Source organism: Bacillus salipaludis (assembly GCF_030938565.1).
Taxonomy (GTDB): Bacteria; Bacillota; Bacilli; order Bacillales; family Cytobacillaceae; genus Neobacillus; species Neobacillus salipaludis_A.
Genome location: NZ_JAVGVR010000001.1, coordinates 5,727,492 through 5,741,798, shown reverse-complemented (window position 1 = coordinate 5,741,798; position 14,307 = coordinate 5,727,492). Strand labels below are relative to the sequence as shown.

At 39.4% G+C, this 14,307-nt stretch carries 17 protein-coding genes; 12 read left to right on the top strand and 5 right to left on the bottom strand.

Annotated elements, in window-relative coordinates; all coding sequences use genetic code 11:
* Positions 1–20 precede the first annotated feature (20 nt).
* Positions 21–776, bottom strand: coding sequence for a (S)-benzoin forming benzil reductase (locus RCG21_RS28655; RefSeq protein WP_308914021.1), 756 nt, complete (start codon positions 774–776; stop codon positions 21–23).
* A 142-nt stretch (positions 777–918) separates the two neighbouring features.
* On the opposite strand from RCG21_RS28655, the gene RCG21_RS28650 reads away from it, so the two are divergent.
* Complete coding sequence (locus tag RCG21_RS28650) at positions 919–1,587, top strand: FMN-dependent NADH-azoreductase (RefSeq protein ID WP_308914020.1); 669 nt, start codon at positions 919–921, stop codon at positions 1,585–1,587.
* Between the two features lie 26 nt (positions 1,588–1,613).
* Here the strand turns inward: RCG21_RS28650 and RCG21_RS28645 are convergent, their stop codons facing one another.
* Entirely contained in the window at positions 1,614–2,396 is a 783-nt protein-coding gene (locus RCG21_RS28645) for an undecaprenyl-diphosphate phosphatase (RefSeq protein ID WP_308914019.1), read from the bottom strand.
* A gap of 203 nt (positions 2,397–2,599) precedes the next feature.
* Here RCG21_RS28645 and RCG21_RS28640 point away from each other — a divergent pair, with 203 nt between their 5' ends.
* The 3 genes from RCG21_RS28640 to RCG21_RS28630 all read left to right on the top strand — a co-directional run bounded on the left by RCG21_RS28640 (position 2,600) and on the right by RCG21_RS28630 (position 4,941).
* On the top strand, positions 2,600–3,388 hold the full coding sequence (locus RCG21_RS28640; protein ID WP_308914018.1) for a DUF4931 domain-containing protein: 789 nt from the start codon (positions 2,600–2,602) through the stop codon (positions 3,386–3,388).
* Between the two features lie 117 nt (positions 3,389–3,505).
* The gene (locus tag RCG21_RS28635; RefSeq protein WP_308914017.1) at positions 3,506–4,678 is read left to right on the top strand and encodes an FtsW/RodA/SpoVE family cell cycle protein; all 1,173 of its coding nucleotides are present in this window, start codon (positions 3,506–3,508) and stop codon (positions 4,676–4,678) included.
* A gap of 20 nt (positions 4,679–4,698) precedes the next feature.
* Positions 4,699–4,941 carry a DUF2573 family protein gene (locus RCG21_RS28630; protein WP_308914016.1) on the top strand — a complete coding sequence of 81 codons (243 nt, stop codon included), beginning with the start codon at positions 4,699–4,701 and terminating at the stop codon, positions 4,939–4,941.
* Between the two features lie 178 nt (positions 4,942–5,119).
* Here RCG21_RS28630 and RCG21_RS28625 read toward each other — a convergent pair whose 3' ends face one another.
* From RCG21_RS28625 to RCG21_RS28615, 3 genes are all read right to left on the bottom strand, one after another.
* Positions 5,120–5,470 carry a spore coat protein gene (locus tag RCG21_RS28625; protein WP_133334211.1) on the bottom strand — a complete coding sequence of 117 codons (351 nt, stop codon included), beginning with the start codon at positions 5,468–5,470 and terminating at the stop codon, positions 5,120–5,122.
* Positions 5,471–5,490: 20 nt separating this feature from the next.
* The gene (locus RCG21_RS28620) at positions 5,491–5,775 is read right to left on the bottom strand and encodes a hypothetical protein (RefSeq protein ID WP_133334212.1); all 285 of its coding nucleotides are present in this window, start codon (positions 5,773–5,775) and stop codon (positions 5,491–5,493) included.
* Between the two features lie 160 nt (positions 5,776–5,935).
* Positions 5,936–6,070 carry a YuzL family protein gene (locus RCG21_RS28615; RefSeq protein ID WP_081810862.1) on the bottom strand — a complete coding sequence of 45 codons (135 nt, stop codon included), beginning with the start codon at positions 6,068–6,070 and terminating at the stop codon, positions 5,936–5,938.
* Positions 6,071–6,284: 214 nt separating this feature from the next.
* On the opposite strand from RCG21_RS28615, the gene RCG21_RS28610 reads away from it, so the two are divergent.
* The 8 genes from RCG21_RS28610 to RCG21_RS28575 all read left to right on the top strand — a co-directional run bounded on the left by RCG21_RS28610 (position 6,285) and on the right by RCG21_RS28575 (position 14,289).
* A complete protein-coding gene (locus RCG21_RS28610; RefSeq protein WP_308914015.1) occupies positions 6,285–8,660 on the top strand; it encodes a 3-hydroxyacyl-CoA dehydrogenase/enoyl-CoA hydratase family protein in 2,376 nt (791 codons plus the stop codon).
* Between the two features lie 48 nt (positions 8,661–8,708).
* Complete coding sequence (locus RCG21_RS28605; protein WP_308914014.1) at positions 8,709–9,884, top strand: acetyl-CoA C-acetyltransferase; 1,176 nt, start codon at positions 8,709–8,711, stop codon at positions 9,882–9,884.
* Positions 9,885–10,040: 156 nt separating this feature from the next.
* A complete protein-coding gene (locus tag RCG21_RS28600; RefSeq protein WP_308914013.1) occupies positions 10,041–11,825 on the top strand; it encodes an acyl-CoA dehydrogenase FadE in 1,785 nt (594 codons plus the stop codon).
* A 260-nt stretch (positions 11,826–12,085) separates the two neighbouring features.
* Positions 12,086–12,442: an arsenate reductase family protein gene (locus RCG21_RS28595; protein ID WP_133334037.1), complete on the top strand. Its 357-nt coding sequence runs from the start codon at positions 12,086–12,088 to the stop codon at positions 12,440–12,442.
* Between the two features lie 92 nt (positions 12,443–12,534).
* On the top strand, positions 12,535–12,915 hold the full coding sequence (gene gcvH, locus RCG21_RS28590; protein ID WP_308914012.1) for a glycine cleavage system protein GcvH: 381 nt from the start codon (positions 12,535–12,537) through the stop codon (positions 12,913–12,915).
* 231 nt (positions 12,916–13,146) lie between these two features.
* Positions 13,147–13,503 (top strand): toprim domain-containing protein, encoded by a 357-nt coding sequence (locus tag RCG21_RS28585; protein WP_026576030.1) that lies wholly within the window; start codon positions 13,147–13,149, stop codon positions 13,501–13,503.
* An 8-nt stretch (positions 13,504–13,511) separates the two neighbouring features.
* Positions 13,512–13,820 (top strand): thioredoxin family protein, encoded by a 309-nt coding sequence (locus tag RCG21_RS28580; protein ID WP_133334039.1) that lies wholly within the window; start codon positions 13,512–13,514, stop codon positions 13,818–13,820.
* Between the two features lie 112 nt (positions 13,821–13,932).
* The gene (locus tag RCG21_RS28575) at positions 13,933–14,289 is read left to right on the top strand and encodes an SCP2 sterol-binding domain-containing protein (RefSeq protein ID WP_133334040.1); all 357 of its coding nucleotides are present in this window, start codon (positions 13,933–13,935) and stop codon (positions 14,287–14,289) included.
* Positions 14,290–14,307 lie beyond the last annotated feature (18 nt).

The window sequence follows — 14,307 nt, the reverse complement described above, 5'->3', positions numbered from 1 at the left end:
TGCCCGCCGTCATAGGCGGGTCAGATTAGGTCATTCACATTATAGATTCTGCCGGTTTCTGCTTCACCGCTAAGGGCAAGGTCAACAAGTGCATTCGCTACTTTTTCCGGTGGAAGCAGCAAGCTTTTTTCTTTAAACTCTTTAAAGTGCCCAAGCTCCTTAAATGCTTCATTGGATGAGGAACGAATGGTTTCCTGCATTTTTGTGTCCATAATTCCAGGACTTAGGGCATATATTTTATGAGTCGATTTTGCCGCAGCCTGCTCTAAGGCAACCGTTTGGGTAAACATATTTAACCCGGCTTTTGCGCTGCAATAAACGCTCCAGCCTTCAATCGAACGAACTGCTGCACCTGAAGTGATATTAATGACCTGAAGGCTTGTATTGGCCTGCTGGGCTTTCTTTAAAAATAGATTGGTAATTAGGATGGGGGCAATTAAATTCACATCGATATTGCGAATGATGGGAGTTTGGTCTAAATTGCCTACTGTATGAATCGGTTCAATCACCCCTGCATTGTTAAATAAAAAAATTTCTTCAGGATTTTCAAGAAAAATATAATGGGTGATGAGCATAAAGATTTCCTGTACTTCCTCTTCTATAGACAAGTTGCAGGAATAGTGTTTATAGTAATTTCCTTTTTCAGCTGCTAATTGTTTAATTTCCTCATTTTCTGTCCGGGAAACAGAAATGACTGCTATTTCTTCCATTAGTAATCTTTTCGCAATCGCTTCACCTAAGCCTTTTGAAGCCCCTGTAATAATAGCGTATCTCATGTCATCCCCCTAGATTCTTTTTGAATATTGTATTCCTCTTTTTTTCGTAAATCAACCAATCGTTCAGAAATTGTTCAAAAGTGAGCATAAAAGATTGTAGTACTATAGACGTAAGAACTTTTTATTAAAGGATGAGATTTTGATGATAAAGCTTCTTTATATAACTGTTAACCCAAAAAGGGATGGAAAGCTTTCAAAAGGAATGCAAATTGGTGAGGTTTTTCTTGAGGCTTTCAAGAAAGAAATCCCGGATGTGGAAATTGCACAGATGCATTTATATGACATGGAAATCCCGGAAATTGATATGGATTTAATGTACGCACGTGCCAAGCTATCCTTTATGGGACAAACTTTTGACCAATTATCAAAGGCAGAGCAAACCAAAATAACGAAAATGCATACTCTTGCGGATCAGTTTATTGATGCGGATTATTATGTCTTTGTCACACCGCTATGGAACCTTGGGTCTCCAGCCATATTAAAATCCTTTCTTGATAATCTATTTATTGTTGGAAAAACCTTTAACAACACAAAGGATGGTCCTAAAGGGCTACTAACTGGAAGAAAAGCGATTCATATTCAAACACGTGGAGGCATTTATTCAACAGGACCTATGGCTGATCTTGAATTTGGCGACCGTTTTTTAACGACAGCACTAGGCTTCCTTGGTTTGGAAATGATGGACTCAATTATTGCTGAAGGAACAGATTATAATCCAAAACAGGTACCGGAGATCATGGCAAGGGCCAAACAAGAAGCCATGGAAAAAGCAAAGGCAATGGCAAAAGAAACAGCTATCATTAGCAACTAAAGCGGCTCAGATGATGAGCCGCTTTTTTAAAACTTACCTGTTAATTGGAAAAACAAGACCGCAAATCCTAAAATCCAGACATAAATCGCAAAAGGCTTTAAGGAATGCTTTTTCAAAAATTCAACCATCCATTTGACGGCAATATAACCAAATATAGCGGAGGATACAATCCCAACTAATAACGCCGATAAAGAAATGGTTTCACCCTTACCCTCGAATAATTCAAAAGACTGAAGGACTACAGCACCTGCAATCGCCGGTGTTGAAAGGAGAAAGGAAAAGTAAGCCGCTGTTTCGCGGTCCAATTTTCTCCATAATGCGGCAACAATGGTCATACCAGAGCGGGAGATAGCTGGAAAAATCGCAGCTGCTTGAAAAGTGCCAATAATAAATGCATCCTTATAGCTGATTTGGTCCATTTTTTTATAGCCATTTTTTGCTGAATCCGCAAACCAAAGGAAAACCCCTGTAATTAAGAATTCCCAGCCGATTGTGGCTCCTGTTTTAGAAATTTCATCAAAATAATCCTTAAAGGTCAACCCAATAAGAACGGCTGGAATGGTTCCAATAATTAATAATAAAGTTAATTTGCTAAATGGCTTCTTGATGATATAGATGAACTCGTTCTTGTAAAATACCAATACAGCAAGCAGGGTTCCAAGATGGAGCATGGTATCCAATAAAAGCCCCGCTTCCTGCAAGCCAAACAAATTTCTACCTAAATATAAGTGGCCTGTACTACTAATTGGTAAAAACTCTGTTAATCCCTGAATAATTCCGAGCACCAGTGCTTCAAGTTTGGTTAACATATTTTCCCTCTCTTTTATGGTAATAGAAAGCTTGTTTACTTTATAAATATTCGTAAAAAGGCGGGCTATTCAATTATTTATTAAATTTCTCCTTATCTTCTCTCAAAGATTAGCAAATAATTGGATTGTTTAAGTAAAAATAGTGCAAAAGCTTTTCATTGTCCCATAAAATAGAAGTAAGTATGTTGGAGGGGAGAAGCACAGTGAAAAATAGCCATTTATTATTTAATACATCCATTGGTGTTCAAAAGCCTGAGAATATCCGAAATAAACAGCAAGCTTGCCCTTTTTGTGACCGCGACCAATTGACGGATTTGATCGAAGTCGATGGTCCTATTATTCTGTTAAAAAATAAATACCCTGTTTTGGTAAACGCTTATCAAACTGTTTTAATTGAAACAGATGAATGCCACCGGGAATTATCGATGTACTCGAAAGCACATTTACATAGACTTTTACAATTTGGCCTAAAACATTGGCGTGATATGGAGGAAAGTGGTCATTGGAAATCAGTCATCTTTTTTAAAAACCATGGGCCATTATCAGGAGGAACGATTGCCCACCCCCATATGCAGATTGTTGGCTTAAATGATCTTGATTACAAGGAGAAGGTTTCCGAAGGCGTATTTGAAGGGATTGTCATAGAAGAAACAGACGGGGTGGTCTTTTCTTTATCAACTAAGCCAAGGGTTGGCTTTTATGAATTTAACGTGGAAATGGCTGATGAAGGATACGTCGAGGCTTTTGGGGACTATATTCAAACAGCAGTCCATTATATTCTAAACCATTTTCCATTTAAAGCTACCAGCTATAATTTGTTTTTTCATCATATTCATCAAAGAATTTTTGCGAAAATTGTGCCTAGGTTTGTGACAACACCGCTATATATTGGCTATGGGCTTCCACAGGTACCTAATAATTTGGAATGGATGGTGGAAGAGGTTAAGAAATTCTACTTTCAACCTGAAATTCCCAGTGAAAATCTGGATTAACCATGTAAATTAACCCATTCGAAGGTTAGAAGTTGTGATTTGCGGATAATAAAAATATAATGAAGGAATGTAAAGATTCTTTTAAGGGTTGGTGCATTAAAAGGAGAATGAATGAGCATGACTTCCAATCACAATAACTCAACTTCGAAACTTGATTATAGTCTTATTTTTATCTTATTGTTACTCTGTTTAGCCAGTTGTATTTCGATCTATAGTGCACAGGCAAGCGGCCAATACAAGGAGAATTTTGTATTGAAGCAAATTGTCTGGTATGCGGTGGGAGGCGGAATCATTGCCGGGGTTATGACCTTTGATTCTGACCAATTAAAGAAAATCACATGGTACCTTTATGGCTTTGGTATTTTTCTTCTAGGATTATTGATTATTGCCCCGCCAAGTATTGCACCAGTCATCAATGGCGCGAAAAACTGGTTTAAGGTCCCTGGGATTGGTTCGCTCCAGCCATCAGAGTTTGTGAAAGTCTTTATTATCCTGGCTCTGGCATGGGTGATTGAAAATCATCATCATAAACATCTGGTAAAAACAATGCAATCGGATTTCTGGCTGTTAATGAAGCTGGGAATAGTAACAATGTTTCCGTTAATGCTGATTATTAAGCAGGACTTAGGGACTTCGCTTGTCTTTTTATCGATTATGTTAGGTATGATTTTTATCTCGGGAATCTCCTGGAAACTTCTTTTACCGATTTTTTCAGTCGGAACCGTGTTGATTTCCACGATATTTTATTTTGTATTGGTGAAACCGGATTTGTTGGAAAAGTATCTTGGGGTAAGACAGTATCAGTTCAGCCGGATCTATTCTTGGCTTGATCCCTATAATTTTCAAAGTTCTGCAGGTTATCAATTAACCCAATCCCTTCTGGCAATTGGTTCCGGACAAACATCAGGAAAAGGGTATGGGAACAGGGATGTATATTTACCCGAGAGCCACACTGACTTTATTTTTAGTATAGTCGGCGAGGAATTTGGCTTTGTTGGTGCAAGTGTTTTAATCAGTTTATTTTTCTTGTTGATTTACCACATTACCAAGGTGGGGATGGAAACGAAAAATAATTTCTATACGTATATTTGTGTCGGGGTGATCAGTATGATTACCTTCCACGTTTTTCAAAATATCGGGATGACCATTGGAGTATTACCTATCACCGGTATTCCGCTTCCGTTTATCAGTTATGGCGGCAGTTCGTTAATGGGGAATATGATGGGGCTCGGATTAATTTTTTCCATTCGCTACCATTATAAGAAATACATGTTTTCAACCACATCTTAAGTAGATGGAAGGTGTCGAAAGTGGAAGAAAAATTTTTACAGCAATTTGAAGTAATCCTCGATAAATACAGCGAACTCCTTGTCGGAGAATGCGATACAGAAACAAAAGAAAAAGTAAAAGTATGGGCACTCTACACCCATATTGCCAAATCCATGCCCGCGCTGGCCAAGCATTGGAATAGCATGTATCCAGAAGCAAAAGAACAAATGAAAGAAATTGTGGGCGAAATCAAACAAATGAATGAAGAACATCGTAAGAAATAAATTCGACAAAAATCGGGTGGTGCCAGGCACCACCCGATTTTTGTCGAAAAGCTATTACTGTCCAGCTCCAGCGCCTAGCCCCTCGAGTGGCTTCGGCCCTGCCGATGAAGTCAAAGAACGACTTCACCGTCAGGTCCTCCAGCGCTTGTCGGGTCTGATCAAGGCGCTTCCGCTTTTCTTACTGAACCATTCCGCCATTTGGAAGTTGGTTAGTGTAGCCTTGGAATTGCTGATAGGATTGTTGAAGTTTTTGTTGTTCGGCGGCCTCGACTGCGTACCAGCCTTTTTTAAACATTAGGTTATATAGGTCTCTTTGGCAATTTTGTGTTTCGGTAAAGATCTGCATCATGTCCTGATAGAGGCCTTGATGGCTTGCTTCGTGCAAGGCCATGCTATAGGAAGTGGTCATATACTTTTCAGTTGTTAATAAATCATTGATAAAATCGCGTTCATTCATTTGTGGTGTTTTCGGAACCTGTGTTTCGGGATTTTTAATTTTTTGTTGGTTTTGGTTCTGATTTTGGTTCATCATAATCTCGCGCTCCTCTCTTATTGCATACCATTTAGCGGTTGCTGTGAATTTGCATGGTGCCCAAGATGATTAAGCAGCTGCTGATAGTGGCGCTGATGCATTTGGCCGCATTTTTCTGCTTCCGTTTTTAACTCTTGGTCCTGACATTGCTGGGCAAAAAAATGGGCCTTTTTAGCCGCCAGTAAGTTCCAAGACATCATATCGGTTAAATAAAGAGAATCCTTTGTTGAAATAATCCCGGGAGGCTGCTGCATGATATTCTGTTGATTTTGCATATTCATATTCGACTGAGCCGTATTCATGTTTTGCTGCTGCATGTTCATATTTTGTTGCTGCATAGTGATTACCCCTCCTGTATCTATAATCTTTTACCACTTTATCCTTTGTTAAAAGGGAATTTTTATGCCCGTTAAAAAATGCATTTTCCGTGAACAAAAAACAGGCTGAAAAAATTCAGCCTGTTTATCTTTTCTTGAATTGGTTGTTTTGGCTGTTCCTTTTTCCGCCGCCGTCATTTTCAACGTTAGGACCAGCATCCCCCTGAACGCTTGCCGCGCTTACCCCTGCTTTGGAGGGGTTTTTCTTCATTTTGCCCATGATTATCACCTCAAAAATAGAATGCCCATTGATTAATTTTTATTGTATTAAACCAATAAAAATTAATTTTCAAAAAAATTTCAATTTTCCGCGATTATAGATTGCGCAAATTTTTAAAATCTTTTATAGTTAATAGTAACAGAACTCATTCAAGTGAATTTTTTTTACTCAAAAAATGAATGAGTATTCATTCAAAGTATCGGAGGGGGAGACCATGTTGAACCAACAAATTAAAAAAGCAGCTGTTCTAGGATCTGGAGTAATGGGCTCGGGAATTGCTGCCCATCTGGCAAACAACGGCATTTCAACACTTTTATTGGATATTGTGCCTCGGGAATTAACGGAAGAAGAAAAGGCGAAAGGGCTTACTCTTGGAGATAAACAGGTCCGAAATCGTATTAGTCATACATCCATACAAAAGCTTTTAAAACAAAAACCGGCACCATTAACGGTGAAAAAAAATCTTGACCTTATTGAGGCAGGAAATCTTGAAGATGATCTAATCAAATTAAAGGATGTTGACTGGGTCATCGAAGTGGTCGTTGAAAATTTAAATGTCAAAAAGCAGGTATTTGAGCGTGTTGATCAATATCGTAAGCCAGGCAGCATCATCAGTTCAAATACATCCGGAATTTCTGTCGAAGCAATGGTTGAAGGCAGATCAGACGATTTCAAGAAGCATTTCCTGGGAACTCACTTTTTCAATCCTCCAAGGTACTTAAAATTGCTTGAGGTCATTCCTACTCAATATACTGACCCTGAAGTTCTTGCTTTCATGAAAACCTTTGGTGAGGACGTATTAGGGAAAGGGGTTGTCATAGCAAAGGATACACCAAACTTTATTGCGAACCGTATTGGTACGTACGGACTTTTGATTACACTTCAGGAAATGCTAAAAGGCGGTTACAGTGTCGGTGAAGTGGATTCCGTTACAGGTCCGTTGGTTGGCCGTCCAAAAAGTGCAACCTTCCGTACTCTCGATGTGGTTGGTCTCGATACCTTTGTCCATGTGGCCAACAATGTATATGAACAAGTGGAAGGAAAGGAAAAGGAAATCTTTGAAGTCCCCACCTTCATGAAAACGATGCTTGAAAAAGGCTGGCTAGGCAGTAAATCCGGCCAAGGGTTCTTTTTGAAAAAAGGCAAAGAAATTCTTGAACTTGATCCTAGTACATTAGAATACAGTCCACGCAAAAAATTATCCACCCCTGCAATAGAACTGAGCAAACAGGAAAAGGGCAGTGCCAATAAATTGAAAGCGCTTGTATATGCCAAGGACCGTGCCGGTGAGCTTTTATGGAATATATTCAGTCCCGTTCTCGTTTATTCCGCTCAATTACTAGGCGAAATTGCCGATGATATTGTTGCGATTGACCATGCAATGAAATGGGGTTTCGGCTGGGAAATGGGTCCGTTTGAAACATGGGATGCCATTGGTGTAGAAAAATCCGTTCAAAAGATGAAAGAAAACGGACTTGAAGTCCCTGCCTGGGTTACAGAAATGCTTGAAAAAGGATTTACGACTTTCTACAAAGAAGAATCCTTCTACGATAACGGAGAATATAAATCGGTTGAATTTAATCCAAAGGTAATGGATTTGAAAAAAATTAAAAAACAAAAAGGGGTCATTAAGAAAAACAGCGGCGCCAGCTTAATCGATATCGGAGACGGTGTAGCGCTTCTCGAATTCCAATCTCCTAATAATGCCATCGGTCTTGATATCATCCAAATGGTAAACTTTGCCATTGATGAGGTAGAGAAAAACTACAAGGGCCTGGTAATCGGGAACCAAGGGAAAAACTTCTGTGTCGGAGCCAACCTTGCCATGATTTTGATGGAAGCCCAGGATGATAATATTTATGAATTGGATATGGTTGTTCGTCATTTCCATCAGGCGATGATGAAAATTAAATACAGCTTAAAACCAGTTGTAGCTGCACCATTTGCCATGACGCTTGGCGGCGGAGCAGAGGTTTGTTTACCGGCTGCCCATATTCAGGCATCTGCCGAGACTTATATGGGACTTGTTGAAGTCGGTGTCGGTTTAATCCCTGGCGGCGGCGGTAATAAGGAGCTTTACATTAAGCATTTAGAGAATCTTCCAAATGGTGTGCCATTTGATTTACAAAATGTCGCTAATAAAGTATTCGAAACGATCGCAATGGCTAAGGTGTCAACCTCTGGTGAGGAAGCGCGGGAAAATAATTTCTTAGATTTTGCTGATGGGATTAGTGTAAACAGCGATCACCAGCTATATGATGCAAAGCAGGCGGTCCTTGCGCTCCACGAAAAAGGCTATAAACCAAAGGTTCGCAGAAAAGTTCCTGTTGTTGGTGAAACCGGTTATGCGACCCTGTTACTTGGTGCAGAGGGAATGTTCCTGTCAGGCTACATCTCCGAGCATGACTTGAAAATTGCCAAAAAGCTTGCATATGTCATTGCTGGAGGGAAGGTTCCATTTGGTACTGAAGTAGATGAACAGTATCTATTAGATTTGGAAAGAGAAGCATTCCTGAGTCTTGTTGGAGAGCCAAAATCGCAGCAGCGGATGCAGCACATGCTTGTGAAAGGAAAACCATTAAGAAACTAAAATAATAGATTGGTATTTTTTAAAAGTGAAAGAAGGCGAGGGAACGTTATGAGAGAAGCGGTCATTGTAGCCGGAGCTCGGACCCCGGTTGGTAAAGCGAAGAAAGGAACGCTTGCCAATGTTCGTCCTGATGATTTGGGAGCATTGGTAGTAAAAGAAACTTTGAAACGTGCTGGAAATTATGAAGGAAATATCGATGACTTAATCATAGGTTGTGCCATGCCGGAAGCTGAACAAGGGCTTAACATGGCACGAAATATAGGTGCTCTTGCCGGGCTTCCACATACTGTTCCTGCGATTACCATCAATCGGTATTGTTCTTCTGGATTACAGGCTATTGCTTATGCAGCACAAGGAATTATGCTGGGCCACACCGATACTGCCATCGCGGGAGGTGCGGAATCGATGAGCCTAATCCCGATGATGGGTCATGTCACTCGACCAAATTTAAAATTAGCCGAAACCGCACCGCAATATTACATGAGTATGGGCCATACAGCAGAGCAAGTGGCAAAGAAATATGGAATTACCCGCGAAGACCAGGATGCATTTGCAGTGCGAAGCCATGAACGTGCAGCAAAGGCAATTCAAGAAGGAAAATTTGTCGATGAAATCGTACCGGTCGATGTCACCATCCGTTCAATTGGCAAAGACAATAAGCTTGTTGAAAAAACGATTCAGTTCTCACAGGATGAAGGGGTTCGTCCTGGCACGAACGTAGAAACCCTAGCGAAGCTCCGGCCGGCCTTCTCAGTAACAGGCTCTGTTACGGCAGGAAATTCTTCGCAAACGAGTGATGGTGCTGCTGCTGTGATGGTCATGGACCGTGAAAAGGCTGAATCGCTCGGTCTAAAACCGCTGGCAAAATTCAGATCATTTGCTGTTGGCGGTGTCCCACCAGAAATTATGGGGGTAGGCCCGGTTGTTGCTGTTCCAAAAGCTGTAAAACTGGCAGGACTCGAACTTTCTGATATCAATGTCTTTGAATTGAATGAGGCATTTGCTTCCCAATCGCTTCAAGTTATTCGTGAGCTTGGCCTTGATGAAGAAAAAGTGAACGTAAATGGCGGCGCCATTGCACTTGGCCACCCGCTAGGCTGTACAGGTGCCAAGCTTACATTGTCACTCATTCATGAATTAAAGCGCAGAAATGAACAATTTGGTGTCGTTACGATGTGTATTGGCGGCGGAATGGGCGCTGCCGGCGTATTCGAACTTCTTTAATCAAGGCTATGCTAAAGAACATTGTTGATTTTTATACAAAGTTGATTGTAGAGGAAGGCACGAATAACAAACAATTTTAATTTATTCAAAAGGGGCTGATTTGTAAGCGCCCCTTCTGAATAAATTCGATGAATTTCCAATGGGAGGAATTTTTTAATGGCAAACCAAACTGAAAAAATCATAAAAGGCGGAAGCTTTTTAATTGAAGATGTTTCCTATGACCGTGTGTTTACACCTGAGGATTTTTCGGATGAGCATAAAATGATTGCGAAAACAACCGAAGACTTTGTGGAAAATGAAGTGCTTCCACAGGTTGAGTATTTAGAAAAACATGAGTTCGACCGTACAGTAAAACTTTTAAAAGAAGCAGGGGAGCTTGGACTACTAGGTGCAGATGTACCGGAAGAATATGATGGAATAGGCCTAGATAAAGTTAGCTCATCACTTATTACTGAAAAAATGTCAAAGGCCGGTGGGTTCTCACTTTCACATGGTGCTCATGTCGGAATTGGATCCCTGCCAATCGTCCTGTTCGGAAACGAAGAGCAAAAGAAAAAATATTTACCTGCACTTGCTTCAGGTGAAAAGCTTGCTGCCTATGCCCTAACAGAGCCAGGCTCAGGATCCGATGCACTTGGTGCAAAAACAACAGCAAGATTAAATACGGAAGGAACTCATTATATTTTAAATGGTGAAAAGCAATGGATTACCAATGCCGGTTTTGCAGATGTGTTCTGTGTTTATGCAAAAGTGGATGGCGAGCATTTTACTGCATTCATCGTTGAAAGAGATTTCCCCGGCGTTTCAACGGGTGCTGAAGAAAAGAAAATGGGAATTAAGAGCTCTTCTACTCGGACGCTGATTCTTCAGGATGTACCGGTTCCAAAAGAAAACCTTTTAGGCGAATTTGGCAGAGGTCATGTTATTGCCTTTAATATTTTAAATATCGGCCGTTATAAGCTCGCAGTCGGTGCTGTTGGCGGTTCTAAAAATGCTTTTGAAATGACCGTAAAATACGCTAATGGGCGCCAGCAATTCAAAACACCCATCTCTCAATTCAACCTAACAAAAGAAAAATTCGGTACCTTGGCATCGAAAATATATGCTGCTGAGAGCTCTGTATATCGAACAATTGGATTATATGAAGATAATGAAGGAAAACTTTCAACCGAAGAAGCAAAGGATATTAAATTAGTGGCTAATTCCATTGCTGAATATGCAATCGAATGCTCTCTAAATAAATTCTTTGCAAGTGAAGTTTTAGATCAGGTTGTTGACGAAGGTGTTCAAATTCATGGTGGATACGGGTTTATGCAGGAGTATCCAATTGAAAGAGCCTATCGTGACTCCCGTATTAACCGAATCTTTGAAGGAACAAATGAAATCAACCGTCTTCTTGTACCAGGAACATTTGTGAAAAAGGCAATGAAAGGCGAACTGCCATTATTCCAAAAAGCATTACAGCTTCAGGAAGAATTAATGATGTTAATGCCGGAAGAACCTGGTGATGAGCCACTCGCACAAGAAAAATATTTAGTGAAAAATGCGAAGAAAATTGGTTTATTGGCTGCTGGTTTAGCTGCACAAAAATACGGCAAAGCACTTGAAAAAGAACAAGAAGTTCTTTCGAATATTGCGGACCTCGTATCCAATGCCTATGCGATGGAATCCGTTGTATTACGTACAGAAAAAGCAATTGCCAAATCAGGTGTTGAGAAGAATCAACAAAAGCTTCTTTATACGCAAATTTTCTGTCAAGAAGCCTTTAATGAGATCGAGCAGATTGCAAAAGAAACATTAGTTGCGATTGAACAAGGCGATACGCTTCGTATAATGTTGTCTTCGCTTCGTAAATTCACCCGCCATACCCCAATAAATGTTATTGCGAAAAAACGACAAGCTGCAGATGTGATCATTGAAGCAGAACGTTATATCGTTTAATTCATATGAAGCTCCCTTCTTTTAGAGGGGAGTTTTCTCTTTTTTATAAAAATTTATATGGCAGGAAGGATTTTTGCGAAGAAAGTCGAATTTTTTCTAATGGACTTGATGATAGAATCCATTCTTATTCCTGCTTAGCACGATTGATTTAAAATTGTCTTATTATTGTGCTATTTTTATATTAGGAATTTTGACTCCGTTATGGTAAGATTCAATTGTCACTCTGAAGTTTAATTTTGGAAAAGAGGGCGGTGAAACAGATGTCTCTGACTTTTTACTGGTATCCTAAATGCGGAACCTGTCGAAAGGCAAAGAAATGGCTGGATGATCATCATCTTTCCTACAAGGAAATACATATTGTTGAAAATCCCCCTTCTAAAGAGGAATTAACGGGATTTTATCAAAAAAGCGGTTTAGAGTTGAAAAAATTCTTTAATACTAGCGGTCAAAAGTATCGCGAATTGGGTATTAAGGATAAAATGAAGTCTGCATCGGATGAAGAATTAATTGATTTACTTGCATCAGATGGGATGTTAATCAAAAGGCCTATTTTAACAGACGGAGAAAAAGTTACCGTTGGCTTTAAAGAAGAAGAGTATGAGCAAAAATGGCTGTAAGCGTTTAACGATCTGCTTTTCTTGTCTTCATTATGGAAATCGATTTTTTTATCGATAATAGATTTTAGAAAAATTAATGGAGGGATTTTCGAATGAGTACACCAAAAGAGTTACGTTATTCTGAAGAACATGAATGGGTAAAAGTTGAGGGAGAAAAAGTGCGAATTGGAATTACTGACTTTGCACAGCACGAACTAGGAGATATTGTATTCGTTGAGCTTCCTGAAATTGGCGATGAAGTTTCTGCTGACGAACCATTTGGCAGCGTTGAGTCCGTTAAAACTGTTTCTGAGCTATATGCTCCTGTCAGCGGCAAAATCGTTGAAATTAACGAAGATTTGAGTGACAATCCTGAATTTGTAAACGAATCTCCATATGAAAAAGCATGGATGATTGTAGTTGAAGTTTCCGACAACAGCGAATTGGACAAGCTGATGACTGCTGAACAATACGAAGAAATGATTAACGAATAATTATGTAATCTAAGCACCTTGATATCAGGGTGCTTTTTTCACTTTATTACCATTTTTCAAAAAGTATATTAGGAAACAAATAATACAATATAACAGGAAATACCTTCATTTAAAAAGTTATCTTCCTTTCTAATTTTTTTGGTAAAAATGGACATAAAAGCAAGGCTCACGTTATATGTATATCTAGAATATGTTAACATAAACACAAGACTTCATAATACAGGTGATGATATGAATGACTCATATGTTGACAAGGTTCTTATTGTGGAAGGGACATCTGATAAGAGAAAGGTCAAAAGAATTGTAAAGGAACCTGTTGAGATCATATGTACCAATGGGACCATTAGTATTACAAAGTTAGATGAATTAATTGATTTTCTTGAGGACAAGGATGTCTATATTCTAGTGGATGCGGATGCGGCTGGAGAGAAGTTGCGAAAACAATTTAAAAGGGAATTTCCCCAAGCTGAGCATATCTATATTGACCGGTCTTACCGCGAAGTTGCAACGGCCCCTGAACACCATCTTGCGACCGTCTTATTAGGGGCAAATATTGATGTGCATACACAATTTTTGGAGAATTGCTGAGTGAATCAATGAAAGAATGGAATCGAGATGAATTCTCATTATTTATAGAAAATAAATCGACAGGGCTCGTGTACTTTTATACACCTTTATGTGGGACCTGTCAGGTAGCTTCAAGGATGTTGCAAGTCATTGAACAAATGGTGGATTGCAAAATGGGGAAAATGAACTTAAATTTTTACCCCGATTTTGGGAAAAGCTATGGTATCGAAAGCGTTCCGTGTTTAATGTTTATTCACAATGGTCAAGTGGTTGAACTGCTCTACGCTTTCCGCTCTGTGCCCTATCTAATTGAAAAAATCAATGAAAACCTAACATAAAACAGATGCTGCTATCCTAGCAGCATCTGTTTTAATTTGTCGACAGGTTTTGAAAGGATTCTGGTTCTTTTTGCTGAAATAGTTAGTAAGCAAATAGAACGGAGTGATAAAGATGATGGAAATGATTCAAATCTTTCTGATCAAGGTTAAAGAGCGTGATCACATACGATCTCTATTAAATAATGAGGATGGTCTGATGGTCCGTTTTATTTGCGGGCATCAAAACATTGATATTTTTTTAAAAAATGGAGAATGTACATTGTTGCATGATCCAAGCGAGAATTTTACAGAATGTGAAATTTACGGTGAGATAGAAACAGTTCAACAGCTTCTTTCGGGTGAACGGAAATTGAGATCTCTTATGCAGAAGGGGCGACTCCAAGTAAAAGCTTCTTTCCGAACCTTGCTGCTTTTGGAGGCGCTTTTTTATTTAACTAAAATTGACACAAAGTCTTACAGAATAATCTGAATAAACCTATTGACTCTA

Coding starts and splice junctions, on each gene's coding strand:
- RCG21_RS28655 (WP_308914021.1), bottom strand. CDS start 776: ATGAGATACGCTATTATTACAGGGGCTTCAAAAGGCTTAGGTGAAGCG.
- RCG21_RS28650 (WP_308914020.1), top strand. CDS start 919: ATGATAAAGCTTCTTTATATAACTGTTAACCCAAAAAGGGATGGAAAG.
- RCG21_RS28645 (WP_308914019.1), bottom strand. CDS start 2,396: ATGTTAACCAAACTTGAAGCACTGGTGCTCGGAATTATTCAGGGATTA.
- RCG21_RS28635 (WP_308914017.1), top strand. CDS start 3,506: ATGACTTCCAATCACAATAACTCAACTTCGAAACTTGATTATAGTCTT.
- RCG21_RS28625 (WP_133334211.1), bottom strand. CDS start 5,470: ATGAACCAAAATCAGAACCAAAACCAACAAAAAATTAAAAATCCCGAA.
- RCG21_RS28620 (WP_133334212.1), bottom strand. CDS start 5,775: ATGAATACGGCTCAGTCGAATATGAATATGCAAAATCAACAGAATATC.
- RCG21_RS28615 (WP_081810862.1), bottom strand. CDS start 6,070: ATGGGCAAAATGAAGAAAAACCCCTCCAAAGCAGGGGTAAGCGCGGCA.
- RCG21_RS28610 (WP_308914015.1), top strand. CDS start 6,285: ATGTTGAACCAACAAATTAAAAAAGCAGCTGTTCTAGGATCTGGAGTA.
- RCG21_RS28605 (WP_308914014.1), top strand. CDS start 8,709: ATGAGAGAAGCGGTCATTGTAGCCGGAGCTCGGACCCCGGTTGGTAAA.
- RCG21_RS28600 (WP_308914013.1), top strand. CDS start 10,041: ATGGCAAACCAAACTGAAAAAATCATAAAAGGCGGAAGCTTTTTAATT.
- RCG21_RS28595 (WP_133334037.1), top strand. CDS start 12,086: ATGTCTCTGACTTTTTACTGGTATCCTAAATGCGGAACCTGTCGAAAG.
- gcvH (WP_308914012.1), top strand. CDS start 12,535: ATGAGTACACCAAAAGAGTTACGTTATTCTGAAGAACATGAATGGGTA.
- RCG21_RS28585 (WP_026576030.1), top strand. CDS start 13,147: ATGAATGACTCATATGTTGACAAGGTTCTTATTGTGGAAGGGACATCT.
- RCG21_RS28580 (WP_133334039.1), top strand. CDS start 13,512: ATGAAAGAATGGAATCGAGATGAATTCTCATTATTTATAGAAAATAAA.
- RCG21_RS28575 (WP_133334040.1), top strand. CDS start 13,933: ATGATGGAAATGATTCAAATCTTTCTGATCAAGGTTAAAGAGCGTGAT.